Origin of the sequence: Flavobacterium sp. LM4, from assembly GCF_002017935.1 — a bacterium.
GTDB classification, from domain to species: Bacteria; Bacteroidota; Bacteroidia; order Flavobacteriales; family Flavobacteriaceae; genus Flavobacterium; species Flavobacterium chungangense.
Window position 1 is genome coordinate 2271279 of the sequence record NZ_MUFW01000001.1, and the last position, 26453, is coordinate 2297731.

The 26453-nt window shown below is 31.8% G+C and carries 21 protein-coding genes; 10 read left to right on the top strand and 11 right to left on the bottom strand.

Annotated features, from left to right (window positions below):
• Positions 1–28: 28 nt before the first annotated feature.
• Positions 29–3712 carry a TraB/GumN family protein gene (locus BXU10_RS10160; protein ID WP_189328078.1) on the bottom strand — a complete coding sequence of 1228 codons (3684 nt, stop codon included), beginning with the start codon at positions 3710–3712 and terminating at the stop codon, positions 29–31.
• A gap of 191 nt (positions 3713–3903) precedes the next feature.
• On the opposite strand from BXU10_RS10160, the gene BXU10_RS10165 reads away from it, so the two are divergent.
• On the top strand, positions 3904–6021 hold the full coding sequence (locus tag BXU10_RS10165) for a M3 family metallopeptidase (RefSeq protein WP_078227965.1): 2118 nt from the start codon (positions 3904–3906) through the stop codon (positions 6019–6021).
• 54 nt (positions 6022–6075) lie between these two features.
• On the opposite strand, the gene BXU10_RS10170 is transcribed toward BXU10_RS10165, so the two are convergent.
• The 4 genes from BXU10_RS10170 to BXU10_RS10185 all read right to left on the bottom strand — a co-directional run bounded on the left by BXU10_RS10170 (position 6076) and on the right by BXU10_RS10185 (position 12188).
• Positions 6076–6999 carry a carbohydrate kinase family protein gene (locus tag BXU10_RS10170; protein ID WP_078227966.1) on the bottom strand — a complete coding sequence of 308 codons (924 nt, stop codon included), beginning with the start codon at positions 6997–6999 and terminating at the stop codon, positions 6076–6078.
• A gap of 1 nt (position 7000) precedes the next feature.
• A complete protein-coding gene (locus tag BXU10_RS10175) occupies positions 7001–8179 on the bottom strand; it encodes a glycoside hydrolase 100 family protein (RefSeq protein WP_078227233.1) in 1179 nt (392 codons plus the stop codon).
• A gap of 4 nt (positions 8180–8183) precedes the next feature.
• Positions 8184–9479, bottom strand: coding sequence for an MFS transporter (locus BXU10_RS10180; protein ID WP_078227967.1), 1296 nt, complete (start codon positions 9477–9479; stop codon positions 8184–8186).
• Between the two features lie 84 nt (positions 9480–9563).
• Complete coding sequence (locus BXU10_RS10185; RefSeq protein WP_078227234.1) at positions 9564–12188, bottom strand: TonB-dependent receptor domain-containing protein; 2625 nt, start codon at positions 12186–12188, stop codon at positions 9564–9566.
• A 156-nt stretch (positions 12189–12344) separates the two neighbouring features.
• Between BXU10_RS10185 and BXU10_RS10190 the strand changes: the two genes are divergently transcribed.
• The 4 genes from BXU10_RS10190 to BXU10_RS25605 all read left to right on the top strand — a co-directional run bounded on the left by BXU10_RS10190 (position 12345) and on the right by BXU10_RS25605 (position 15719).
• On the top strand, positions 12345–13376 hold the full coding sequence (locus BXU10_RS10190) for a LacI family DNA-binding transcriptional regulator (RefSeq protein WP_078227235.1): 1032 nt from the start codon (positions 12345–12347) through the stop codon (positions 13374–13376).
• A 332-nt stretch (positions 13377–13708) separates the two neighbouring features.
• Positions 13709–13966: a hypothetical protein gene (locus BXU10_RS25245; RefSeq protein ID WP_223255417.1), complete on the top strand. Its 258-nt coding sequence runs from the start codon at positions 13709–13711 to the stop codon at positions 13964–13966.
• An 87-nt stretch (positions 13967–14053) separates the two neighbouring features.
• Positions 14054–15271 (top strand): M3 family metallopeptidase, encoded by a 1218-nt coding sequence (locus BXU10_RS10200; RefSeq protein ID WP_255406055.1) that lies wholly within the window; start codon positions 14054–14056, stop codon positions 15269–15271.
• Between the two features lie 13 nt (positions 15272–15284).
• On the top strand, positions 15285–15719 hold the full coding sequence (locus tag BXU10_RS25605; RefSeq protein ID WP_255406057.1) for a M3 family metallopeptidase: 435 nt from the start codon (positions 15285–15287) through the stop codon (positions 15717–15719).
• Between the two features lie 213 nt (positions 15720–15932).
• On the opposite strand, the gene BXU10_RS10205 is transcribed toward BXU10_RS25605, so the two are convergent.
• Both BXU10_RS10205 and BXU10_RS10210 read right to left on the bottom strand, forming a co-directional pair.
• Complete coding sequence (locus BXU10_RS10205; protein WP_078227237.1) at positions 15933–17012, bottom strand: exopolyphosphatase; 1080 nt, start codon at positions 17010–17012, stop codon at positions 15933–15935.
• Positions 17013–17213: 201 nt separating this feature from the next.
• On the bottom strand, positions 17214–17588 hold the full coding sequence (locus BXU10_RS10210) for a hypothetical protein (protein ID WP_078227238.1): 375 nt from the start codon (positions 17586–17588) through the stop codon (positions 17214–17216).
• Between the two features lie 354 nt (positions 17589–17942).
• Here BXU10_RS10210 and BXU10_RS10215 point away from each other — a divergent pair, with 354 nt between their 5' ends.
• The 4 genes from BXU10_RS10215 to BXU10_RS10230 all read left to right on the top strand — a co-directional run bounded on the left by BXU10_RS10215 (position 17943) and on the right by BXU10_RS10230 (position 22114).
• On the top strand, positions 17943–19634 hold the full coding sequence (locus BXU10_RS10215) for a sensor histidine kinase KdpD (protein ID WP_189328079.1): 1692 nt from the start codon (positions 17943–17945) through the stop codon (positions 19632–19634).
• Between the two features lie 20 nt (positions 19635–19654).
• Positions 19655–20245 (top strand): response regulator transcription factor, encoded by a 591-nt coding sequence (locus BXU10_RS10220; protein ID WP_078227240.1) that lies wholly within the window; start codon positions 19655–19657, stop codon positions 20243–20245.
• A gap of 106 nt (positions 20246–20351) precedes the next feature.
• A complete protein-coding gene (locus BXU10_RS10225; protein ID WP_123921974.1) occupies positions 20352–21596 on the top strand; it encodes an MFS transporter in 1245 nt (414 codons plus the stop codon).
• A gap of 11 nt (positions 21597–21607) precedes the next feature.
• Positions 21608–22114 (top strand): N-acetyltransferase, encoded by a 507-nt coding sequence (locus BXU10_RS10230; RefSeq protein WP_078227242.1) that lies wholly within the window; start codon positions 21608–21610, stop codon positions 22112–22114.
• Between the two features lie 48 nt (positions 22115–22162).
• Here the strand turns inward: BXU10_RS10230 and tsf are convergent, their stop codons facing one another.
• From tsf to rplM, 4 genes are all read right to left on the bottom strand, one after another.
• A complete protein-coding gene (tsf, locus tag BXU10_RS10235; RefSeq protein ID WP_078227243.1) occupies positions 22163–23125 on the bottom strand; it encodes a translation elongation factor Ts in 963 nt (320 codons plus the stop codon).
• Positions 23126–23263: 138 nt separating this feature from the next.
• Positions 23264–24028 carry a 30S ribosomal protein S2 gene (rpsB, locus tag BXU10_RS10240; protein WP_078227244.1) on the bottom strand — a complete coding sequence of 255 codons (765 nt, stop codon included), beginning with the start codon at positions 24026–24028 and terminating at the stop codon, positions 23264–23266.
• Positions 24029–24204: 176 nt separating this feature from the next.
• A complete protein-coding gene (gene rpsI / locus BXU10_RS10245; RefSeq protein ID WP_078227245.1) occupies positions 24205–24591 on the bottom strand; it encodes a 30S ribosomal protein S9 in 387 nt (128 codons plus the stop codon).
• Complete coding sequence (gene rplM, locus BXU10_RS10250; protein WP_031454410.1) at positions 24591–25046, bottom strand: 50S ribosomal protein L13; 456 nt, start codon at positions 25044–25046, stop codon at positions 24591–24593. The genes rpsI and rplM overlap by 1 nt, the downstream gene beginning before the upstream one ends.
• Positions 25047–25407: 361 nt before the next feature.
• On the opposite strand from rplM, the gene BXU10_RS10255 reads away from it, so the two are divergent.
• A complete protein-coding gene (locus BXU10_RS10255; protein WP_078227246.1) occupies positions 25408–26436 on the top strand; it encodes a LacI family DNA-binding transcriptional regulator in 1029 nt (342 codons plus the stop codon).
• Positions 26437–26453: the final 17 nt, after the last annotated feature.

The following is a 26453-nucleotide window of genomic DNA, read 5'->3' on the forward strand; positions in this document are numbered from 1 at the left end:
CAAAGTTACTTATTTAAGTGAAATTAATTTAATATCCTTCATCAAGAATTATTTCGTTTGTTGTTTTTTCTTTTTCAAAGCTTGCTCTCGGATGATTTACATTTAAGAATTCATTAATAATCATCTCATACTTTTTTTCTAGTTCATCTTCATCATTTATAAAAATCATATTGAATGCTTTAAAAGCCAATGGGTTTATTTTTTTATTTTCGTTTATGAAGGCTATTGTATACAATTGTTTTTTTTGTAATTCAATTTCATTGCTTTTTCTTTTGATTTCATAAAAATAAAATGAAATTTCGTGATTGTTCTTTTCAATTATTTTGTTTTCTAATAAGGAAATAGAATCATTTTTAGATAAATTTTGAAAATTTACAACTGCAGATTTCGAAATTTCTTCCTCTGTAAAATTTATTTGGTCTTTTTTATTTTGATTTAACAACAAATTGATGGTTGCAAATTGTGTTTTGGGGTTTTTCAAAAACGCTTCAATTTCTGAATTGCTTAATTTGTTATGAATGATTCCTAATCTGGCTAATTCTATATTTAATTCCGGAATATCAAGTTTTTTTATTTTTTTAATGACTTCTTTTACAGCATTGTCGTCAGCATAATTGTATATTAAATTGGTATAATTTATTAAATCAGCTAATGACTCTGTAGGCTCAGTGTAGTCGATTAGCTCTTCGGATTCTAAAGCATCATCATTTACCTTGTTTTTTTGATTCCAGCTTGCAACTCTTTTGTATTCGAGTTTTGTGTTGGTGAGGATTATTTTTTTGAATGCCTTTATTTTATTGACAGATATTAATTTCTTTTCCAATAGTAAATTGCAGAAATCAATGATGGGTTTATTATATTCTTTTATACTGTAATACTGAAAAATTTCAGGAAACAATTCCTTACTGTTTTCGGGGTCACTTTGAAAGAAATAAAAAAGACTTGTTATTTCGTATTGATTATCTGAAACAGGCAAATCATATTCTAGCAATTCATTTATTTTTTTGTATCCTGCTTTTGATTTTTGAAGTGCAATGCTTTTTAGAATACTAATCTGTACATCAGTTTTGGTTGATTCTTTTTTATAATAATTTTCAAGAAAAGGAATCACTCTGTTATCATTTATCTCACCTAATTTTTCTACAAGTGCAGCAATAGCATCTGCTTCATTTTCTTTAAAATTAAAAGTGTTTATGAAATTAGTAATGTTTTCAAAATCATCTTTTGTAATGTCCAGATTGTTTATTGATTTTAGAGCAGAATAACGAATGGTATCTTTTTCGCTTTTGGCATCTTCTATAAAAAGCTTCACCTTGTCTTCATTAGCTTCACTTTTTATGTTTTTTGCTAAAGCCAGGGAATTAAAAGTCTTTTCTATGAATGAATCATCGTTTTTGTAGTTTTTTTCTACCAGCGTGCTTAGTAAGTAATAAGTATTGTTTTTATAAAGAGCCTTGTATTTAATAGCCTGAACCGCATCAGGTTTAGACACTAAAGCATTGATAATATAACTGTTTTCTTCTTTGTTAAAAGTGGTGTTTTCACTTATGAATTCATACTTATCTTTTTTGTCAGACAGTATTTTATCCCAAAGTGATTTTGAAAACCCTTTCTTTTCATATAATTCAGTTTTTAATAATGAATTTGTATTTGCGTATGCTTCATCTTCATCTTGATCATAATAATCTTCGTCATAGTTACTTTCAAATTGTTTTAAGAACTCTTTTTTAAGCTTATTTTGGATAGAATCAATGGGTAAGTTACGTTCATATTTGTGGTATTTGTAATATTGAAGATTTATTTTTTTACCGGTTTCGGAGTTGAAAACCTGAAATTGATTCACTTCTCTAAAAGCATTTTTTGCTTCATATTTTTTTGCATTTAGTTTTAAAAACAAATTTTCATTTTCTTTTTCAGGAATTTCTATTGTATAATTTGCGGTGGAATCGATTAATATTTTTGTTTTTGATTTATAATCAAAAGGTTTGATCAAAAACGAATTAAAGAATCGGTTTGTATTTGTCTCTGATGCATTTACCGTTCCCAGTAAATAATATTTATTTCCCGCAACTAATGTTTTTAATTTTAGATTTCTTTCTCCAATTTTAGCCGAAGAAACAAAAGAGTTATCGATTTTATTATAATGAGTGTTCGTAGAATCCTGATTATGCTGTAAATAAAACTGGTAATGGATCTGTTTTTGTTCGTACTCGGAATTTTCTAATATATGAGTGTCGTTTAAAGTTTTTTCCTTTAAAAAATAATACCCTTTTTCCTGATTATCATATCCCTGAATATCAACATTGGTTCCTTTTTCGACACTATTTCCAAAAACAGAATTAAAAAAAGGAACTTCTATTTCAAATCCGCCTTTTACCGCTTTTATCTTCTCCCATTCATTTTTAAAAGGTTTTATCTTTATATTATCAAAAACTTCATTTTCATATTGACGAACATAATTTGCAGGACCTGTCATAGAAACAGAAATAATTTCTAATGGAGTTATGTAAAATTTTGAATGCTGGCTATTGCCCGTTTTAGTAATATTTTTTATATCATATCCTGAATAATTCGTTTGTTCAAAATATTTTTTCTCAATAATATCTCCGGCTATTTTTTCGAAAAACAAACTGTCCAATGACTTAGCGTTGTATCGAATGTCATCACTTTTCAGGAAATAATTTAATGGAATTCTTTTAATTGTTACAGCGCCGCCATTAGTAAAATCCGGAGATTCTAAAATTTCATTTTCTTCTATTGTAGTTTTGTATAAAGGCATTTGCACCATTTTGTCCCTTGTATTCGAAGAAACAAAATTAGGGTTGGGAAAATAGGCTTCAATTGTCTTTTTCTGATTTTTCCCATTATCCGTAAAAATGTCTATTATGGGTTTTACTGTGTAGCCTTTGAGTCTTAAAAGCTCAATAATGCCATCATTTCCTGCCAGATGCGCTGCTCCTACAGCAGAAAATAAACTTCCTGTTTTGGCAATAGAATCTATACTGTTGGTCATGATTTTATTGCGGTTTACAATAAGCGCATCGTGGGCTTTTTTTGAAAACATCAATTTATAGATAGAATCCAGCATCACAATATCTTTTTCTCTGTAGTACTCCTTAAGAACCTCTGTCGGGTTTCTGTTTTTTAGAATTTTTGTTAAGGCGACTTTATTCTCTTCTTTTGGTTTTGCATCTTCATCAGCTATCTGAAGAATAGAAAGCATGGATTCTTTTGCATTTTCCAGACCCACAATTCTTTTTTTGTATTTTTTACCGGTTTGAAATATAAACATATCTAAGACTGTATTTTCTTGAAAATCGGCTTGTTCTCCTTCTACACCAGACAGCATGCTTCTGAAAAAGCGAGCATTATCATTATTAAAAATGGTTTTTATATCCTCTTTTGTTGTTGGCAATAAATAGAATTCTGTATAAAATTTGGTATACAGATTATAATTATTATCGTTTTTCATCAGGCTATTCAGATCAGTCCAAGTCTCGGGATTGCTCTCATTAGCGACAATATCAGAACCTAAAAGATTTTTGAAAAAGGAGTCAGACAAATGAAAAGAGACTTTATCATTAACATGCATTGTGCCATATAAGTAAGAGTTTTTACTTAATCCGTTGCCGGATATTTCCCAAAATAAGCTTTTGTTTTGAGCCTGAACAAATGAAGTTGTCAATAATAAAATAAAAAGTAATTTTTTCAATGGGATAGGTTTAATGGTTTTGATAAACAAATATAGAATAGAATAAGGGCAAATTGTTTATGCATTTAATTTTTTCTATCTTTAATAGAATTGATTTCTTAAAACTAAAAGGATTTTTGCGGATGTTAAAAATCACTTCGGATTGGTAAATTTTGGATACTTTTGAAGTATTACTAATTCAAAATAACAATATGAAAAAATTAATATCAATTTTTCTCATGGGAACAGCTTTTTTTGCGATAAATGCACAAAACAAAGGAGATAATCCTTTGCTTAAAAAATGGACAGGACCTTACGGAGGTGTACCAGCTTTTAATGAATACAAGGTTTCGGATTTTAAACAGGCAATTGAATTTGCTATTCAGGAAAAATTAAATGAAATTGATGCCATTGCCAATAATCCAAAAGCACCGACTTTTGATAATACAATTGCGGCCTTAGAGCGTTCGGGAAAAACGATGGATCAGGTTTCTACTGTTTATGGGATTTACAGATCGAATTTAAGCAGTACTGAATTTAGTGCTATCGACAGAGAAATGTCACCTAAATTTTCTGAGTTTAGTGACAAAATTAATCAGAATAAAAAATTATTTACAAGAGTTGAAACGCTTTACAATGCTAAAGAAAGTAAAAAATTAACTAGTGAACAACAGCGTTTAATTTGGTTGTATTATACCAATCTTGTTCGTCAGGGAGCAAAATTAAACGATCAGGATAAAGAGAAAGTAGCGGCAACAAACAAAGAACTCGCATCGCTTTTTACCCGTTTTAGTCAAAATTTATTAGCAGAAGAGCAAAATCAATACGTAGCACTGAAAACAGAAGCTGATTTTGACGGTTTGCCAAATGAAGTAAAAAATGCCGCTATTGCTGAAGCAAAAGAAAGAAAAATAGATGCTTTAGGATGTGTAGCGAACACACGTTCTTCAATTGAGCCGTTTTTGACTTTTTCTACTCGCAGAGATTTAAGAGAAAAAGCATTCGATATTTTCGTAAAAAGAGGAGATAACGGAAACGCTAATGATAATAATACAACCTTGGTTTCTATTTTAGAATTAAGAACTCAAAAAGCAAAACTACTTGGTTTTCCAACTTTTGCTCACTGGAGTTTATCAAATAAAATGGCAAAAGATCCTCAAAAAACGTTGGATTTAATGATGTCAGTTTGGGAACCGGCTGTAGAAAAAGTACATCAGGATGTTGCTGAAATGCAGAAAATCGTAGATGCTGAAGGAGGCAAATTCAAAATTCAGCCATGGGATTACCGTTATTATGCTGAAAAAGTCAGAAAAGCAAAATATGATTTGGATCAAAATGAGGTTAAGCCTTATTTGCAGTTAGAAAATCTGCGAGAAGGTATGTTTTGGGTTGCCGGTGAATTATTTGATTTAAATTTCAAACAAATTACAAATGTACCTGTTTATCATCCGGATGTACGTGTTTGGGAAGTAAGTAATAAAACTACAGGTAAAATAGTTGGGTTATGGTATTTTGATCCGTATGCTCGTGCGGGAAAGCGTTCTGGTGCCTGGATGAATGCATATCGTAATCAACAAAGATTAGATGGTGATGTACTGACAATTGTATCGAATAATTGTAATTTTATAAAAGGAGCCGAAAACGAGCCAATTTTAATTTCATGGGATGATGCTTCGACTTTATTTCATGAATTTGGCCATGCGCTTCACGGATTATGTTCAAATGTAACCTATCCAAGTTTGGCAGGAACAGCTGTGGCAAGAGACTACGTTGAATTTCCATCTCAATTGTTAGAACATTGGTTGGCTACTCCTGAAGTATTGAACAAATTTGCATTGCACTATAAAACAAATCAGCCATTGCCTAAGGCTTTAGTAGACAGAATTGAAAAAGCGGCTAATTTTGGTGAAGGATTTGCTACTGTAGAGACGATTTCAAGTTCTTTAATAGATATGAAACTGCATTTAGCTACAACAACTATCGATCCTCATAAATTTGAAAAAGAAACGTTAGATGCACTTCATATGCCGTCAGAAATTGTAATGCGTCACCGCATTCCGCAATTCGGGCATATTTTTTCAGGAGATGGTTATTCTGCGGGATATTATAGTTATTTATGGGCAGATGTCATCAATGCTGATGCGTGGGAGGCTTTTACTGAAGGAAAAGGAGCTTACGATAAAGAAATAGCTAAAAGACTTTATGATACTGTTTTTAGTGTAGGAAATACTATTGATCAGGAAAAAGCTTATGAAAACTTTAGAGGGAGAGCTCCTAAGTCAGATGCTTTAATGCGAGCCAGAAGTTTTCCTCTTATTGGTAAAAAGTAAAGTATAAATTGTCAAAAATAAAAACGGTCCGAATGAAAATACGGACCGTTTTTGTTAAAATTCTCTAAGTTGTACGTTATTAGGCAATTCTCCAATATTTTGTAATTTAATACCTGCAAGTTCCTGGGCTGTATTTATGCATTCCGGTAGTTCTTTCCCTTTTAGTTTGCTATACAAAAAGCCAGTCCAGAATGCATCACCGGCACCTGTAGTGTCTTTTATATTTTCGACTAAATTGGCTTTTTTAGTAATGATTCCTAATTTTGAATCAAATATCACTACTCCGTTTTTTCCTTTTGTTAAGCAAATAGTGGATGCACCCTGTTTCTGAAAATAATCAAAAATGTAATCATCACTTTTGATTTCATTAAACCATCGAAAACAATCATCATCACTTAATTTCATTAACGGGTTTGTACTTAAATATTCTTTGATAATCTCTTTGGCTTCGGCTCTCTCAGGCCATATTTTGTCTGAATAATTAAGATCAATACTGGTTTGCAAACCCAGTTGATATGCTTTTTTAGCTTTTTTCAAAATTGTTTCACGAGCCGGATTTTTACTGAGTGCAAAACAAGTGGTATGAAAAATTTTAGACTGTTGAAGTAAGCTATCCGGAAGCTGCGCTTCGGTTATATGATAATCTGCTTGCCTGTATGGAATAAATTCTGGTGTTTCATTTGATTTAGAGACAAAAATAACAGATGAAGACTGGTCATCAATTTTATGTATGCAGGTAGTGATAACCTGGTTTTCGTTTAATTTTTCTAACATGAAATGCCCTAATCCATCGTTGCCACAACTGGCGACTAAGGCTGTCTTTAATCCTAATTTTGAGCCATATATACTTACATTCGTGGGCGAACCACCTAAAAAACGGCCGTAATTTTCTGTTTTAGAAATAGGAGTGTTTAGTTCATAGCCAATAAAGTCAATGAGTAATTCTCCGATACATATAATGTCGATTGTCTTTTTCATTTTAAACAAGTAATTTGAAATTTGTCGTAATACCCTGATTTAACAAAACGGCTGCTGCTGCACTCCACGTACAAAATGGAACTCCATTTGGTTTTTCGGTTTGGGTATTAAAGTTTTCGTAAAAGCTAAAGTCCTCTTTTTGATTTGCTGTATTTATTGCGTTTAGAAGCTTTTTAGCTTCCTCTTTTTGTTCTTTGGCGAGTAATGCTAAACCATAAAATCCATTAACCATTGGCCAGCTGCCTCCGTTATGAAACTCATTGGGGTAATTTCTGAATTCATATTTGAAATTGTTTTTTAATAAATTCCAGTCGCTATCTGTTTCCTCAATAGGAGGCCAAAAGGCAGGGACTAATTTTAATGGTCTTTGATTTCTTATTTTCTCAGCATACTGAATTATTTTTTCCTGAAACGAAACCGGACCAATGTTTAAAAGCAACGCCAGTGCATTTGCAAATGCATCAAATTGTGTTTTGTATCCTGCCGGGGAAAAGGAACATGGCATGTAATCATCAAAGTGAAGTTCATAATAGGCTCTTTCATGGTATTTTTCTCCCTGAGAATTGGGGATAAAATTTATTTCAATTTGTTGTGTTATTTTTTCAATTTTAGAAGTGATTGCATTTTTTTTCACAAAATAATTATAGGATCTCAGTGCCCAAATACGCAACAGCTGATCGTATAAAACATAGCCGTCAGTAATGTACTCATCAGCCCAGTTTCCTGAAAGCGGAACATACATCAAGTGTTTGTTGTTGAATTCCCAGGCTTCCATCTGACTTAAACATTGCTCAATGTTTTTTTTGTGATTTTCAACAAAGGAAGGGTCTTTTTGGTAAAATGCATATTGACAAATTCCAATAATAAACCATGAGACAGCATCGACTCTTCCTGCTAAGCCACCGTAACTCACTTCGGTACTGTTGTCGTTTGTCATAACGTTAGAAGGTATCGTACCGTTGTCATGTTGGTTTTTTGCCAGTGTTTCCAGCGTTTTTCTGAAAGTTTCAATCAAGTTATTGTCTCCTGATGCTAAAGCAGCTAATCCGCAGATTACACCATCCCGTGCCCAGACTCTTTTGTAATTTGAAATGTTTTGCGCACTTGCTAAAAAACCTTCAGATGAGGAGGAATTGTGTAATAATTCAATTGCTTTTGTATAATTGCTATCAGTACTCATAATATTACTGTTTTTTTACTTTAATTAATAATGTACTTAGGGAGCCCAATAGTAATAATGTACCTGCAAAAGTTATGGCTAAACGGGGATCATTATTTAGAAAATATTTTAATACAAACCCAAAGGAAACATTTTGAATGATCATTGGAATTACAATCATCATGTTAATGATTCCCATATAAACTCCGTAGCGTTCTTTGGGAATATTGGAAACCACCATGAGATAAGGAATTCCCATCATGCTCGCCCAGGCAATCCCGTAACCAATTATTACTGCAAAAAAAAGATACTGATTTTGAATGACCGGAAAGAATAAAAAAGAAATAGCTCCAAAAAGAAGACAAATAAAATGCACCATTTTAGGACTGTGCTTTTTTGCCAGTTTTGCCAAATAAAAAGCTACCGAAAAGGTTACAATAAATCCAAATGCACCAATCAATCCCATCCATTCTACAGCTTTTTCATAACCCATTTTATCAGCTGGAGTAGTGTTCCAAACGGATAGCGCAATACTTTTTGAATTGTTTTGCCAAAAACACATTAAAGCATACCATTGGAATAAATACACTAAAAAGAGTTGCCACATTACTTTTGGCATTTCTAATACAGCATGATAGATATCGACAAAAGGTGAAAAGACATTCAACGGCTCTGATTTCATCTTTTCAATCTCTGTAGCAGTTGGCGGAATCTCTTTTGTTTTCTTCATACTCCACCAAATTGATGTTACTGAAAGCACTGCTCCTAAAAAGAAAGAGGCATAGATCCAGTTAGGTAATTGCCCCGTATAGCCAATAAAAATAATTGGGAAAAGAAATAGCGAAATGTAGGATAAGAATTGTCCAAACCCGGTAAAAAAACTTTGTGCCTGAAACCCGATTGGTTGCTGATCTTCATTGAGCGTGTCGGCTATAAAAGCACGATACGGTTCCATGGCGGTATTGTTACCAACATCTAAAATCCAAAGCAAACCAGCCGCCATCCATAATGAACTACTAAATGGAAAAAGAAATAAGGCAATGCTACAAATAATAGCACCAATAAAAAAATATGGTTTTCTGCGTCCCCATCTTGGATGCCAGGTTTTGTCGCTCATTGCTCCAATTATCGGTTGAATCAATAGTCCTGTTAGTGGTCCTGCTAAATTTAATAGCGGAATTTGATCCGGGCTTGCGTGTAAAAAATCATAAATAGGATTTACAGCACTTTGTTGCAGACCAAAACTATATTGGATGCCAAAAAAGCCGACATTCATATTGATAATTTGCCAAAAATTAAGCTTGGGTTTAGAGAATGCCATGATTGCTTTTTTAAGTTTTAAAATCAATTCCTGTACAATAAAAGTACAGGAATTGGTAACCAACTAAATTTATAAAACAACTAATTAAAATTTGTATGATAGAGCCATTGAGATTGATCTTCCTGTCATTGATCTTGCTCTAACATAATTTACTGTGTTTTCTGTGATGCTTCCTTCTTCGGCTTCAGTAATTGCTAAGGTGTTCAATAGGTTGTTTCCAGAAACATTAACAGATAATCCTTTTGCAATGCCTACTTCAACAAATCCATTTACAATTACAAACCCATTCATAACTAATTGATTTGAATCTTGTGCATACGCTTTGGTTTGACCAATAAAACTTAAACCAAGTGTGTTTTTATTATCCATGAATTTATAAGTTGGTAAAAAACTGTACATTAATTTAGGTTGTCTTCTTGGTTGATTACCATTGTTATCACCTGAAGTAATTTCTGCTTTTGTGTACGTTAATGAACCTCTTACATCTAAATTATCAGTAACATTATAAGCAGTTTCTAACTCTACACCCATAGATTTGTAATTGTTTTTAATGATACTGTTTGAAGTTGCTTCAAAACCACCTTGTTCATCTGTTTTAGAATGAAATGCTGTAGCATAAACATATCCTTTGTCGAATTTTTGTTTGAACCCAATTTCTGCCTGAGTTAAAAAGTCTAAAGCATTGATTTTATTTCCGTCTAAATAATCTAATCCACTAAATAAAATTCTGTCCGCTTTAGCTGAAGCACCTCTGCTTATTCTGGCAAATACAGATTGTCTGCTTGCTAAAAGTAAGTTTGCTCCTAAAGTATAAGAATAATAATCGTAATCATAGTTTACAGCTGTTGGATTAGCATTGTCAATTGCAAATACATTTTGTTCCGGTACAGAAATTTCACCATCATTATTAATATCATAAGTAGTAGAGACACCTCCTGCAAATGAACCTGTTACTTTTCCTTTGTCATAACGTAAACCTCCTTCAAATGATAAATTTTCAGTTGCATCAACAGATATATTAACATAAGGGGCAGAAACATTGTATTGCGTATCATAATTTCGGGCTAAATTCCCCCAGGCTGGTGTTCCGTAAGCATATAATCCATTTTCAGATAAAGAATTTCCGCCAGCATCATTAACATTAATTAAACGAGGGTTATCATCTGAAACTTCTTGCAGATATGAATTCCATAACCATGACATAGATACATTTTGCATAGATTTAAATAAACCGGCTGTAATGCCTATTTTATCAAATTTTTTCGTCAAACGTAGATCGTTCATGAAATTCCCCATATTGTTTAATTGAGTGTCAAACATGTGAATCCTTGCTACTAACCCATTTGGTGTATTAAAAGTAGCTCCGTTATCTGCGTAGCTTAAAGTTGATCCAGCTCCAAAAGAGTTTGCAATTGTCGAAGCAGATGCCAGTTCAGCAGGAAACGGCGAGATAAAACCACCTGAATTAGATGAGAATCTAATGTTATCGGTAATTTTCCAATTGTTTTCTAAATTAAAGGAAACATTTGCACCAATTGATTTTGAAACAGGATGCATTCCGTTAGACACAGCTTCTCTGCGCACATTTCCGTCAGGTCCCAATCCAACACTATGAGTCAAATAAATAGATTGTAAGGCACCAGTTGTAGCATCATAGCCATCAACACTTTTCCAATTTGGGTCAGCATTTGTGCCTGAAACAGCTACAGGCATAGGCATATAAGCTACGGCTCTGTCATTTAAGAATTTAGCATAGACTGTAATAGAACCATTCTCAAATTCTTTAGTAATGTTGAATTTTACTTGGCCTCCATTATTGCTGTTGAATCCTGTTTTTCTTACTCCTTCACCAGTTCTGAAAAAACCACCTACATGAAAATACAATCCGTCTCCAATTTTTGATCCATAATCTAAATCGGTTCTAAAATTTCCGTAGTCTAATCCAAATGATGTACTGATGTTACCTCCTTCAGTTTTACCGGTTTTACTGATAAAGTTGATAATTCCACCTGGTGAATTTGAAGATAAAGTAGATGCTGATCCACCACGAATGGCTTCAATTTTAGCTATGTTTCCGTCAAATCGTGTAAAGATATCTGCTGTTGCAAATGCAATATCACCAAATAATAATACTGGAAGTCCATCTTCTTGAAGTTGTAGATATTTAGAACCACCTGAAGAAATTGGCACACCACGTACAGAGATATTTGAATTTCCTTCACCTCCAGAAGATTCAGAACGAATACCAGGAATGGTTCTGAAGATCTCAGCAGTTGATCTTGGTGCTGATTGTGTAATCTGCTCTGTTCCTAGGGTAGTGATTGAAACGCTGGATTTGATTTTGGTTTTAGGGTTTACTACTCCAGTAACTACTACATCGTCTAAAACATTTGCATCTTCAACTAATGAAATGTTTTGAATAGTATTGCCATTTATTTGAATGTTCATTTCAGTTGTTTTGTATCCGATGTAAGTAGCAATAATAGTTACTGTTTCGTTTCTTAGATTTGTAAAAACATATTTTCCATCAAAGTCTGTAGCGGTTGCTTTGTCAGAATTTTTTATTGTAATATTTACTCCCGGAATTCCAGCTCCTGTTGCATCAGTAACAGTTCCTGATAAAGTTGAATTTTGAGAAAAAGTGATGTTAAATAGTAATAATGTTATAATTATTCCTATTTTTTTAAATAATGAATTTTTTGTTTTCATGTTGGTTTATTTGTTTAGTTAGTAATTTATTTAGTCATTTTTTATCAAATGTATATTTTATCATAAAAAATAAAATGCTTTTTTTGTACGAAAACGTTTTCGATTTTTCCGAAAACGTTTTCGATTTGACTAGTTTTTTTTTGCGATATTTGTTTAATGAGAGAAACTACTTTAAAAGAAATAGCTTCAGCTTTAGGTATATCTATTACCACTGTTTCGAAAGCATTAAAAAATTATCCAGATGTTAGTGATAAAACTAAGAAAGCTGTTGTTGCTTTGGCTAAAGAGCTTGATTATACGCCCAATAGTTTTGCCGTGAATTTGAGGACTAAAGAATCAAAAACAATTGGTCTTATTATACCTGAAGTAGTACATCATTTTTTTTCAGGCGTTGTAAATGGTATTATTGCTGAAGCGGAGAAAAATGGTTATTTGGTAATTATTCTTCAGTCTAATGAATCTTTAGAATTAGAAAAAAAGCAAGTAGCACTTTTGATTAATAAAAGAGTAGATGGGATTCTCATGTCGCTTTCTAATGAATCTAATGACGATGTTCATATCAAAGATATTCTTAAAAAAGAAATTCCTTTTGTCCAGTTTGATAAAATTTCTAAATTGATCCCTAGTTCAAAAGTTATTATTAATGACCAAAAAGCAGCTATGGATGCGGTGCAGCATTTAATTGACATGGGTTGCAAAAGAATTGCTCATATTCGGGGGCTTGAAAATCCTCAAAATGCTATTGATCGTTTTTTGGGGTACAAAAAAGCTTTAGAAAAAAATGGAATTTCTTTTGATCCTGCATTGGTTTATTCTTGTCAAAGCATCACTTTTGAGCAAGGTGTTGAATTTGCTAAACAAATTCTAGAAGAAGAAGACAAGGGGATTGATGGGATTTTTGTTATTACAGATTTGGTTGCAGTAGGTGTTTTGGCGCATTTTAATGAGAAAGGTATTCAAGTGCCCAATCAATTTGCGGTAATTGGTTTTAGTAATTGGTTTGTATCGCAGGTAATTACCCCAAAATTAAGTACTGTTGATCAACCCAATTATGAGATGGGAGTAGAGGCTTTTAATTTGTTATTGGAAGAGATAGTTTGTCGTAAAGAGGTGAGAGTGTTTGAGCCCAAGACAATTGAGCTAAAAACAACGGTTGTTGTGCGAGAATCTACGATGAAAAATAAATGATAAAAAAAAAGAGCGATTTGAAAATTTCCAAATCGCTCTTTTGTATTTTAAAAACGATTCCAAGTAAACCTAAAGTAACTTTTTTTGAAACCGGTAATTTCAACGTTGTATCCTTATAATACAATATAATACAATTTCTTTTTGGTTTTAAAACATATTTAGGAGCTAAATGATATATCAGATTTAAGATGCTTCTATATAATTTCATGAATTGAAGAATTAAATTAAAAATTCGTTATAACGGTGTGGCTGTTAAATTTTTATTACAATTAGTGATTTTTGGTTGTTTTTGAAACAATAAGCTTTGTTTTTTAAAATTGCAAATTATCATAATGAAAAAAATAATATCAATTATTATTATGAGTACAACCTTTTTTGCAGCTACTGCACAAAACAATTCGGATAATCCGTTATTAAAAGCATGGCAAGGGTCTTACGGAGGAGTTCCTGCTTTTAATGAGTACAAAGTTTCTGATTTTAAACCGGCAATTGAATTTGCGATTCAGGAAAAACTAAACGAAATCGATGCTATTGCAACTCATCCAAAAGCCCCGACTTTTGATAATACAATTGCAGCTTTAGAACGTTGAGGAAAGACAATAAAAAGAATATCTGCCGTCTACGGAATTTACAGATCTAATTTAAGTAGTCCGGAATTTAACGCAGTAGATACTGAAATGTCTCCTAAATTTTCTGAATTTACAGATAAAATTAACCAAAATAAAAAGCTTTTCGAAAGAATTCAAACTTTGTATAACTCAAAAGAAAGTAAACAATTAACGAGTGAACAGCAACGTTTGATCTGGAAGTATTACACTAATTTTGTGCGGGAGGGAGCAAAATTGAATGAGATTGATAAAGCAAAGGTTGCTAAAATCAATTCAGAATTGGCAACACTTTTTACTCGTTTTAGTCAAAATTTATTAGCTGAAGAGCATAATCAATATGTTGAATTAAATACAGAAGCTGATTTTGAGGGGCTTCCTCTTGAAGTTAAAAATGCGGCAATAGCCGAAGCAAAAGAAAGAAGTTTGAATATTTTAGGTTGTATTGCAAATACACGCTCTTCTATTGAACCATTTTTAACTTTTTCAACCCGCAAGGATTTAAGAGAAAAAGCTTTCCATATTTTTATAAAACGAGGCGATAACGGAAATGCATACGACAATAATGAAATTTTAATTTCTATCCTGAAATTAAGAACAGAAAAAGCAAAAATTCTCGGATTTCCTACATTTGCTCATTGGAGTTTGTCTAATAAAATGGCAAAAGATCCTCAAAAAACATTAGATTTAATGATGTCAGTTTGGAAACCTGCAGTTGAAAAAGTACAGCAGGATGTTGTCGAAATGCAAAAGATTGTGGATGCTGAAGGAGGTAAATTTAAAATTCAGCCTTGGGATTACCGATATTATGCAGAGAAAGTCAGAAAAGCTCAATATGATTTAGATCAAAATGAAGTTAAACCTTATTTCCAATTAGAAAACTTGCGTGAAGGAATGTTTTGGGTCGCAGGCGAATTGTTTGATCTGGATTTTAAACAAATTACAAATGTTTACGTTTATCACCAGGATGTCTGTGTTTGGGAAGTGAGTAATAAAATTACCGGAAAACTTGTTGGATTATGGTATTTTGATCCTTATGCACGTGCAGGAAAACGTTCCGGTGCGTGGATGAATGCTTATCGTGATCAGCAAAAGTTAGATCATGAGGTTCTTACAATCGTGTCTAATAATTGTAATTTTATTAAAGGAACTGCCGACGAACCTATTTTAATTTCATGGGATGATGCCAGTACATTATTTCATGAATTCGGGCACGCACTTCATGGATTGTGTTCGAATGTAACCCTATCCAGGTTTAGCAGGAACTTCTGTTGCCAGAGATTATGTTGAATTTCCATCACAATTGCTGGAACACTGGCTGGCCACTCCTGAAGTGTTAAATAAATTTGCCCTGCATTATAAAACAGGTAAACCGCTTCCTCAAATTTTAGTAGACAGAATAGAAAAGGCAGCCAATTTTGGTGAAGGTTTTACTACTGTAGAAACAATTTCAAGTTCTTTGGTTGATATGAAACTTCACCTGGCGACTGATAAAATTGATCCTCATGAATTTGAAAAAGAAACATTAAGGACTCTTAAAATGCCTTCAGAAATAGTAATGCGGCATAGGATTCCACAATTTGGACATATTTTTTCAAGTGATGGCTATGCGGCAGGATATTATAGTTACCTATGGGCGGATGTTATAAATGCAGATGCCTGGGAAGCGTTCCTAGAAGGAAAAGGACCTTATGATAAGAAGTATCAAGAAGGCTTTATGACAATGTATTTAGTATAGGAAACACTAGAGATGAGGAAAAAGCATATGAGAGTTTTAGAGGCAGATCCCCTAAATCAAATGCTTTAATGAGAGCTAGAAATTTCCCTGTTGCAGATAAAAAATAAAAAGATAAAATAAAATAATATAATATAATATAATATATTAAGCTAACAGCTCTTTTTGATCTCTAAAAAGTACGATTTGTCGTTATGCAACTATCTTGTATTTAGGTTAATAGATTGGTTTTGCAACGTTAGCTTTGTTTACTATGTAAGACATTAGCCAAGCTACTTGTCCTTGTCTTGCAAAATAAATTTTTTTCTTTTGTATGTTCGGAATATTTTCTAACATGGATACTAAAATATTATTAGCCGAAATAAGTTGTTCTTGAGAGTAAACTTCAAGTACTTTCTTCATTTCTGTATTAGTCATAGATAAAGCTTTAATTTTATTAAAGTTATTCTCAATCACATTTTTATTTGTGACAATATCTTCAAAATTAATCAGCGTAAAATTCTCTAAAGGAATATTGCCCTCGTTAAAAAGAGTGTAAAATGCCCAGACCGCCCCTCCAGATAAATATATATTTTCTTTTTTTAAGGATTCTGCTCCAGCTGTATACATTTTTGCAAAATTATTTCTCAAAACAGGAAGGTATTCAAAAGATCGTTCGTTGAATTCTGTAATAGATATTTTTTTTTCTTTTTCACGTATTTTTTCCGTTAAGGTTACTGTTCCAATGTTTAAAGACAATGGAACAAAAACATAGTTACCGCCATTAAAAGCATTTATATAGCCTCCTTTTGTATTACCGGAGCCTATGTCTAAAATCATTGAGTTTAAATATTTTTTTGGAGGGATACATCCTTCTAATAACATTTTTCCTTCTTGTTGTGATGTTATAATAGGTAAATCTTTGTTGGTTTTTGCTTTTATCATCATAATCAGATCATCGGTGTTTTTTGCCATACCAACACCTGAGGAGGCAACGATGAAAATATTTTCATTTTTGATTTTAAAACGCTCTAACATTACTTTATGGTTTTTTAAAACTATATCTGTTGCAATTTCCATATCAGGCTTAGCAAGGTTTCCATTAATAGATATTCCTGTAACGATGGCTGCGTTTTCTGTCCAGTACTCTTTTATTTGGTACAAGCCTTTTTTTGCATTTTCTACATTAATAATTGTCATTTTAATACCTTTGCTTCCTATTTCAATTCCTCCATAAAGAGTTTGAGAGTTTATAGTAAAGGATGTTAAAAACAGAAATAAAAACAAGTAGTTTTTTTTGCTTAAAATATTTTTCATAACTAATGAGAATAATAATTAATGTTTGACATTCAAAAAAAGCAAAATGTTTTTTTGGATATTCTGAAATGTTTGGTTGGTGAAAATCGGATGAAAACCAGAGTTAATTCCCAGTTAAATATTGTCAATAAAAGAGGGTATAAGCATAAAAAACATTAAACATTAAATATTTAATGTTTTTTATTGAATTACTGCTTTAAATTATAGTTTTTTAGTAATCTCTTTTTTGTATTTGTTAAGTAATGCTTTGGTCATCCCTAAATTTGCTTTAGTAGAATCAACTGCCAGATAGATAAAATATTCGTTATTATCTGCTACATCAATAATGTGTATTTGAGATGATAGGTTAATCATAATATCATCAATAGTTTCGTTTAAACCTAGTGCACTTATTGCGTTAAGTTTTGCTTTTACAACTTCAAGATTAAAAGCAGATGCCAATTCCGGGTCAAAACTCGCAACAGCTGAATTGGAATAATACGAAATTCCACTTTTTATTTCGGTTACAGCAACAGCTATGTAACCTGGTACATTTTTTTTAAGATCTTCTCCGAATTGTTTTAAATAGTCTGACATAATTGTTTTTTTTTAGTTAAAAATTTTCTTGGGACAAATATATTTTGATTTTTCGGATTTTCGGCGAATATCCTTGTAGATAGAAATCTACATTTTTTTTAAGAAAAATCTCTTTTTTAAGCTAATTTATCCTCATGAATATGTTAAATTTTGATAAAAAAATATTAATTTGATAAAGTCAAAAAACTATTTTATACCTTTGCATAACTTCGAATGGACTGGAATTATTTATGAAAATTTTATTCTAGTAATCGATTTTTGCATTAAAAAAATCAAAATATAAGCCTAAAAACACATAAGGCGAAGTTTTCAGAAATTGAACAAACTATCATGCTCTTGAAAAAAAAGACAAAAATGAACTTAAAATCTAAATCTGTTTTAATTATTGCTTTCCTCTTCGGGCTAAAAATTGTTTTGATTTATTTAATTTTTGTTCAATTGAATAACAATAATAAGCTAATAACATATATTGATGCCGACAATGAAAACCATACAGTTTTAAGAGATCTAACACTGTTAAAAGATAAAATAAAAACCAGCCAAATTGTTTTTAGTCAATATTTATGTAGTCAGGAGGCAAAGGATTTGAAAGACTATGACTCCATTATTGCTATTGTTGCTTGTGATTTAAGCCACGTTCAAAATAAATATATAAACACCATTATTTATGGTGAAATTTCAAAAAACAAGTTGTTAGTTGACAAACGAATAACTTTAAAATCTGATTCTCTTTTGTTGAGTTTTGATAAAAATTTCAGGCAATTGTGTCAATTATCAAAGATTCAATCCATTCCGGTATCTTTTGATTATAGTGATGTTTTGCAAGGTATTGAACTCGAAACTGACAAACAGGTTGATACTGTAAAAAACAAAGTCTTATTTTCTAAAATTGAAAACACTCTTAAAGGAAGAACCGACTTGAATAATGAAACCAGTAACTCTATCTTAAAATTTCGATTTGGTAAACAAGTGGTTACTGATGCTATATCTAAACAGTTTGAGCATGTACTATTAGCATCCCAAAAACATTACAATAATCAGTTTAGTAAAATGAAAGGGAGTCTTGAAGACATTAAGGTTACAGAAGGACAACTTATAGCACAAAACCAAAAAATTACAAGATTATTAACTGATTTGTTGAGTCAATTTGAAAGTATAGTAAGTAAAACTACAGTTGATATAAGTCAAAAACTTTTAAATCAGCGAATTAAGGATGTTAAAACAAGGAATCTCCTTGTTAGTTTTGTTGTTTTTTTGATTTTACTTTTTTTCTTGCTTCTGTTTAGATACATCTACGAAATATTTTACTTGGAGAAAAAGTTAAAAGAGGCTAATGATCAAATTCAAGAAGATTTAATGTTAAAAAACAAAATAATATCACTTTTGACTCATGAAATCAAAACGCCTATAAATGTAATTAGAATGTCGAGTTATTTGGTTTCAGAGAAAATACAAGATCAAGAAGTTAAAGAGATATTTAATTCTATTGAATACACTTCCAGTGCACTAGCTCTAATTGCAAACCATGCTTTGGAGGTAGTGAAATTAGGGAATTATGAAGAATTAATATTTGACATTTCTGAATTTGACATTAGCTTCGAAATTAAAAAAATTATTAAATCACTTCAGGTAATAGCTCATTCTATAAATGTTGATTTGATACTACACACGAATATAGATCAATCCTTTATGATTAACTATGATAGAGTAAGGCTGTACGAATTGCTTTGTAATGTAATAGGGAATGCATTAAAATTTGCTAATACCAGGATTGATATTAGCGTTGAAAAAAACAATCAAACTATATTTTTTGAGATTTTAGATGATGGATGTGGTGTTAAAGAAGAAGATTTAAATCATATTTTCGATTTAAATTATCAAGGTAAAAAATCCCATAGACGAGACACCCTGAGCATGGGGCTTGGGTTGTATTTATGCAAAAGAATAATCGAAAAATCCAATGGAACTATAGAGGTTAGTAACTCAGGTTCATCAGGTTTAAAAGTGGTTTTTTCGATTGATTTAACGGTTTTTAAAGCACTTTGAAAACAAAATAACTCTTTATTATGAATTGTCTTATTGCAGATGACCATTGGATTGTTAGAAGGGGTATGATGTCGATTATGGAAAATCATTTTTCTGATTTGTATTTTGATCAGGCTGGCAGAATTAGTGAGATATCTTCTATGTTAGAAAAAAAGAGTTATCATTTGCTTATTTTAGATTTTTTTTATGCAGACGGAACACTAAAAAACTCAATTTCCAACATTAAATTAATTTCTAATAATACCAGAATAATAGTATTATCGTCCTCTATCACTTATTTTGATTATTTAGAAATCAAAGATCATGTCAATGCAATACTTTGTAAGCAAAGTTCACAAGCGGCTATAATTAATTGTGTACAAAAGGTATTGTTCGAAGGTACTTATATCAATAATTATCATCAACTTTTTTTTGATAAAGTAGCTTCGCTGTCGAGTCGGGAACTGGAAATTGTGAAATTAATTATAAACGGCTATGGCAATAAAGAAATAGTAAATAAACTTGATCTTAAAGAAAATACAATTTCTACTTTACGAAAAAGAGCATTCGATAAATTAGAAATAGAGAATAACGTAGAGTTGATTAATTTGTTTATGCTAAGTGTTTTGTAGAATCATTAAAAAAAAGATATATAAATGCCTATAAAATAGTCTGGACTGTAGTATAATTTTAAATTATTATAACAATAACAATAACAATAATAAAATAGCAATTAAAATGATAAAAAAATACTTAGAGAACTATAAAAATTTTCCCAGAGAAATTTGGGTAATTACTATTATTAGTTTTATAAACAGAGCAGGAACAATGGTAGTGCCGTTTTTGTCTAAATACATGAAAGAGTCTCTAGGGTTTTCGTATTCGCAAGTGGGGTGGGTGATGATGTGTTTCGGCGTGGGTTCGCTTGTAGGAACTTTTGTAAGTGGTAAACTGGTGGACAAATATAGCGCCTACAAAGTAATGGTTTTTAGTTTGTTTTTTAGCGGACTCATTTTTATAGGAATACAGTTTGTTAGTAGCTTTGAGGGTTTGTGTTTTTCAATATTTTTGCTAACCACAATTGCTGATATGTTTCGACCTGCAATGATGATAACAATTAATAATTATGTAACCAAAAACAATAGGGTAAAAGCACTTGCTTTGGTGCGATCTGCGACAAATGTTGGTTTTATGTTTGGCCCGTTACTAGGAGGTTTGTTGATTTCTATTTGGAACTACAATGTCTTGTTTATAGTTGACGGTTTGAGTTGTATCGTTTCTATTTTGATTTTCGTCTATTTGGTAACAGAAAAACAAGTTTTGTATAAACTTAAATTCCAGCATTTAGAGGTTGATAAATTAGCCCCGTTAAAGGATAAATCGTTCTTAATTCACTGGGTAATAACTATGATTACAGCCGTTTTGTTTTTTCAAATTTTCACAGTCTTGCCTATTTATCATAAAGAGCAATTTGGATTGAGCGAGTTTCAAAGTGGTTTGCTTTTGAGTTTTTATGGCGTGCTGCTGTTGTTGTTTGAGCTGCCGGTTGTAAGTTTTGTTGAGAATAGAAAGTATAAAAAAACACTGATTATATTAGTAGGATTGGCTTGTATAGGATTTAGTTATTTATTACTTTCTCTAATAAATATGCCAATAGTTTTGATTGTTTCGACTTTTTTTATGGGTCTAGGTAGTATGTTAACCTTTTCGTTTGCAAGTAGTTTTGTTTCTGGTAGAAGCTTCAAAAATCAAGAAGGCTTGTTTATGTCAATGTTTCAAATGAGTTATGGCTTTGCTCACGTTTTTAGTGCGAAAACTGGTTTGACAATTGTAGATTTATATGGTTTTAAAGCCAATTGGCTATTCAATTTTGGATTGGCAATTGTAGGTGTTTTGTTGTCGTTTTATTTATACAAGGTGGTAAAAAATAACCTTAGGCAAACAAAAGAAAATATTATCAACTCTATCTTCAAAACTTCTTAAATAGGTATTACTTGAATCAATCAGTCAATAGCAATTTTAGTATTGTTGAAATTAAACCTGGTCAATTTAATTCAATTGAAGGGCTTATACGTGAATCGAAATTAATAGACGACATGTTAAGCATTAATCATGCTATTGGGTTTATAAAAAGCAAGTTGGAAAGAAACAAGGTCAAAATTTTTGCATGCCAAAACGAAGTAAATAATTACATAGCTTTTGTAGTTTTAGTAGCTAAAATAAACCCGCATTTTTTTGTAAAATACAACTGGCACATCTCTTATCTCTATGTTAAAAAGGAGTGCCGAAGAGAAAAAATTGCTTATCGATTAATGCAAAAAACTATAGAGTATGCTTGTTTTACAAATGTAGAATTTCTGAGCTTGAATGTTGGTATTGATAATCTATCGGCACAAAACCTATATCAATCCTTATATTTTGAAAGAAAATATTTCTTGGCAAATTACTATTATTATGAGCTGAATATCTCTGATTTGATAAATAAAGATGATAAAAAATAAAAAAACCCGAATAAATTAATATTCGGGCTTCAATATTGAAATAATATATTAACCTAAAGTAACTCTTTTGAAACCTGTAATTTCAACATTGAATCCTTTAACATAATCACCAACTTTTTTACTGTCATCTTTGATGAAGTTTTGATCCAATAAAGCTTTCTCTTGATCTAAAGTAGTATTGTCAGAGATGAAACGTTGAACTTTTCCTGGAATAATTTTATCCCAAATTTGTTCTGGTTTACCTTCAGCTTTTAATTCAGCTTTAGCATCTTCTTCAGCTTGTTTTAAAACTTCTTCAGTTAATTGAGAGAAAGAAATATATTTAGGAACATTTTTTAAAGTTTTTCCTAAACGTTTAGCTTCTTCATTATCCTTTTCGATTACAGCAATACGAGCAGCAAGTTCAGATTCAACGAAAGCAGGATCAAAATCTTTGTAAGATAATGTATCAGCTCCCATAGAAGCAACTTGCATAGAAACATCTTTAGTTAAAACGTCAGCGTTAGGAATTGCAGCAGAAATTGCGGTTAAAGCAGCAATTTTGTTAACGTGAACATAAGATCCAACGAAAGCACCTTCTAAAATTTCAAAACCACCGATTTCGATTTTTTCACCGATAACACCAGTTTGCTCGATTAATTTCTCAGCAACAGTAATTCCGTTGAAGTCTGAAGCTAAAAATTCTTCTTTAGTAGAGAAGTTAATAGCTCTTTCAACTAAATCTTTAGCTAAAGTTACGAAAGCTTCGTTTTTACCTACGAAATCTGTCTCACAGTTTAAAGTGATGATAGCTCCTTTAGTTTTGTCATCATTAACAAAAGAAACAGCAGCTCCTTCAGAAGACTCACGGTCAGAACGGTTAGCAGCAACTTTTTGTCCTTTTTCTCTAAGAACTTGTATAGCTTTATCGAAATCTCCATCAGCTTCAACTAAAGCTTTTTTACAGTCCATCATTCCGGCACCTGTAGATTGTCTTAATTTATTTACGTCTGCAGCAGTAATTGTTGCCATAATATTTTGAATTTTAATGTTAAAAGTAAAAATTCCATTTTCTAAATCCCAGACTCCAATTTTATTAAATTATCAACATAACGTTTTTAATTTTGTATTTGGAATTTGGAATTTAAAATTTGGAATTTAAAATTTGATTTATTCTTCAGTTGCTGGTGCAGTCTCTACAGCAGGAGCAGCTTCTTCTGTAAATACTTCAGTTTCTTTTTCAGAACCTCTGTCAGAAAGACCTTCGATTACGGCAGCAGTTACTAAAGATAAAATTTTGTCAATTGATTTAGAAGCATCATCATTTGCTGGAATTACGTAATCAACCTCTCTTGGGTCAGAATTCGTATCAACCATTGCGAAAACTGGAATGTTTAATTTTTGTGCTTCTTTTATTGCGATGTGTTCAGCTTTGATATCTACTACGAACAATGCAGCTGGTAGTCTTGACATGTCAGCGATTGAACCTAAGTTTTTTTCTAATTTAGCACGAAGACGATCAACTTGTAAACGCTCTTTTTTAGAAAGTGTCATGAAAGTACCATCTTTCTTCATTTTATCAATAGAAGACATTTTTTTAACTGCCTTTCTGATAGTTACAAAGTTAGTTAGCATTCCACCAGGCCATCTTTCAGTGATGTAAGGCATGTTTGCAGCCTTTGCTTTTTCAGCAACGATGTCTTTTGCTTGTTTTTTGGTAGCTACGAATAAGATTTTTCTACCTGATGCAGCGATTTTTTTCAAAGCTTCATTAGCTTCTTCAATTTTTGCTGCAGTTTTATATAGATTGATAATGTGAATACCATTACGCTCCATATAAATGTAAGGGGCCATGTTTGGATCCCATTTTCTAGTCATGTGTCCAAAGTGAACACCTGCTTCTAGTAAGTCTTTTACTTCTATTTTGTTTGCCATTTTTGTACTAGTTTACGTTCTGTTGATTAGCAATGCATAAATGGCGGTTTCCCAGGCTTTATACATTTAGATGCTAAACTATTTCCTACCTCGATAGGAGAGCAACAACAACTGTGTTTTTTAATTTCAATAAATAATTGATCATGTCTTGTCCTAATTGAACAAGACAGGTAATATTAACGTTTAGAGAATTGGAATCTCTTACGAGCTTTCTTCTGACCGAATTTCTTACGTTCAACCATTCTTGGGTCTCTTGTTAATAAACCTTCTGGTTTTAAGATAGCTCTGTTTTCAGCATTTACTTCACACATAACGCGTGCTAATGCCATTCTTACAGCTTCTGCCTGACCAGTTGAACCACCTCCGTAAACGTTTACTTTTACGTCAAAGTTACTTGCGTTTTCTGTCATAGAAAGCGGTTGTAAAACTTTGTACTGTAAAGTTGCAGTAGGAAAGTAAGTTGCGAATTCTTTTTTGTTTACAGTGATTTGTCCTGTTCCTTCAGAAACATAAACACGTGCAACAGCGGTTTTTCTTCTACCGATTTTGTGAATAACTCCCATTACTTAAGATCGTTAAGGTTAACAGTTCTAGGTTTTTGAGCTCCGTGAGTATGCTCAGCACCTACAACAACATTTAGATTTCTAAAAAGTTCAGCTCCTAATTTGTTTTTAGGTAACATTCCTTTTACAGCTTTTTCTACTAATAATGCAGGGTTTTTAGATTGCAATACTTTAGCAGTTAAAGTTCTTTGTCCTCCTGGGTAACCTGTATGACGCATGTAAATTTTGTCATTCATTTTTGTACCTGTAAGGTTAATTTTTTCTGAGTTGATAACAATTACGTTATCTCCACAGTCAACGTGTGGTGTGTAACTTGGCTTGTACTTACCTCTTAAGATCATCGCAACCTTTGAAGCAAGACGTCCTAAGTTATGACCATCAGCGTCAACAACAATCCACTCTTTAGTTACAGTGCCTTTGTTTGCTGAAACTGTTTTGTAGCTTAATGCGTCCATAATATTATTTTAATTAAACATTCCATCCCCAATAAAGGGGATGCAAAAGTACAATTAATTATTTTAAATCCAAATACCTGAAAAGATTATTTTATCTGCTGAAAATCAGGGGGTCAGTTTTGAAATTAAAACGATAAAAATATTGATTATAATATTTATGTTTAGATGACCTAATTTTTTTATTTTTTTTAAAAATGTTTATCAGGTTAAAGTTTTTATGTAGTAAAGTTTAGAGCAGCCTAATTGTTTTGTGTGTTAGTTTTGGGAAAGACCTTGATAATTTTAATAAGTGGTAGGGCTTTTTTGTTTTATTTTAGGCAATTCTATTATATTTGTATTAATTACATAAAAATTCAATCGAATGAAAGCTAAAGCAACTCTAAAACAAATAGCAAAAGAACTTGGTGTTTCTGTATCGACAGTTTCTAAGGCATTAAATGATAGTCCTGAAATTAGTGAGCAAACAAAGGTTAAAATTAAGGAGTATGCTAAACTCAAAAATTATAAGCCTAATGTTATTGGTTTGAACTTAAAGAATCGTAAGACCAAAACAATTGGTGTAATTATACCTAATATATTAAACTCTTTTTTTGCAAAAGTTTTTAGTGGTATTGAAAAAGTAGCTGATAAAAAAGGATATAATGTAATTACTTGTATTTCAAATGAATCATTAGAGAAGGAGATTCATACGCTTGAAATGCTGAGCAATGGAACTATTGACGGATTCATTCTTTCTGTTTCGCAAGAGGCACAAAATTTAGAAGAGTATAGTCATTTTTCTGAAATCATTAATGACGGAACTCCAATTGTAATGTTTGATCGAATTGCTGACGGGGTTGAATGTGATAAAGTTGTGGTTGATGATTTTGATTCAGCTTTAAATTCTACGAAGCATTTAATTAATTTAGGATGTAAAAATATAGCCTTGATTTCTTCGGTAGACAATTTGAGTGTAGGAAAACTGAGAGCTGATGGGTATTTAAAAGCCTTAAAGGATAATAATATTCCGGTAAACGAAAAGATAATTCTTCGTACTAATTCAGAAGATGATATGAAAAGTAAAATTGAAGCGATTTTTGATCATAAAATTGACGGAATTTTTGCTTTGGATGAAAATGATTCAGTTGCTGCTTTAAGAGTAAGTTTGAAAAAAGGGTATAAAGTGCCTGAAGATATTTCGATAATTGGTTTTGCAGACGGAATTTTGGCATCAAGGCGTTTATCTCCAAGTTTAACAACTGTAAGTCAGCACGGAATTGAAATTGGAGAAGTTGCGGCTAAGCGATTAATTTCAAGGCTTGAGGAAGAAGAAGGTGAAACTTCCGATTATGAAACAATTGTTATTAAAACAAAATTGAAAGAAAGAGAGTCGACCAGAAAATCTAAATAAAAAAAGAAAACCATTTT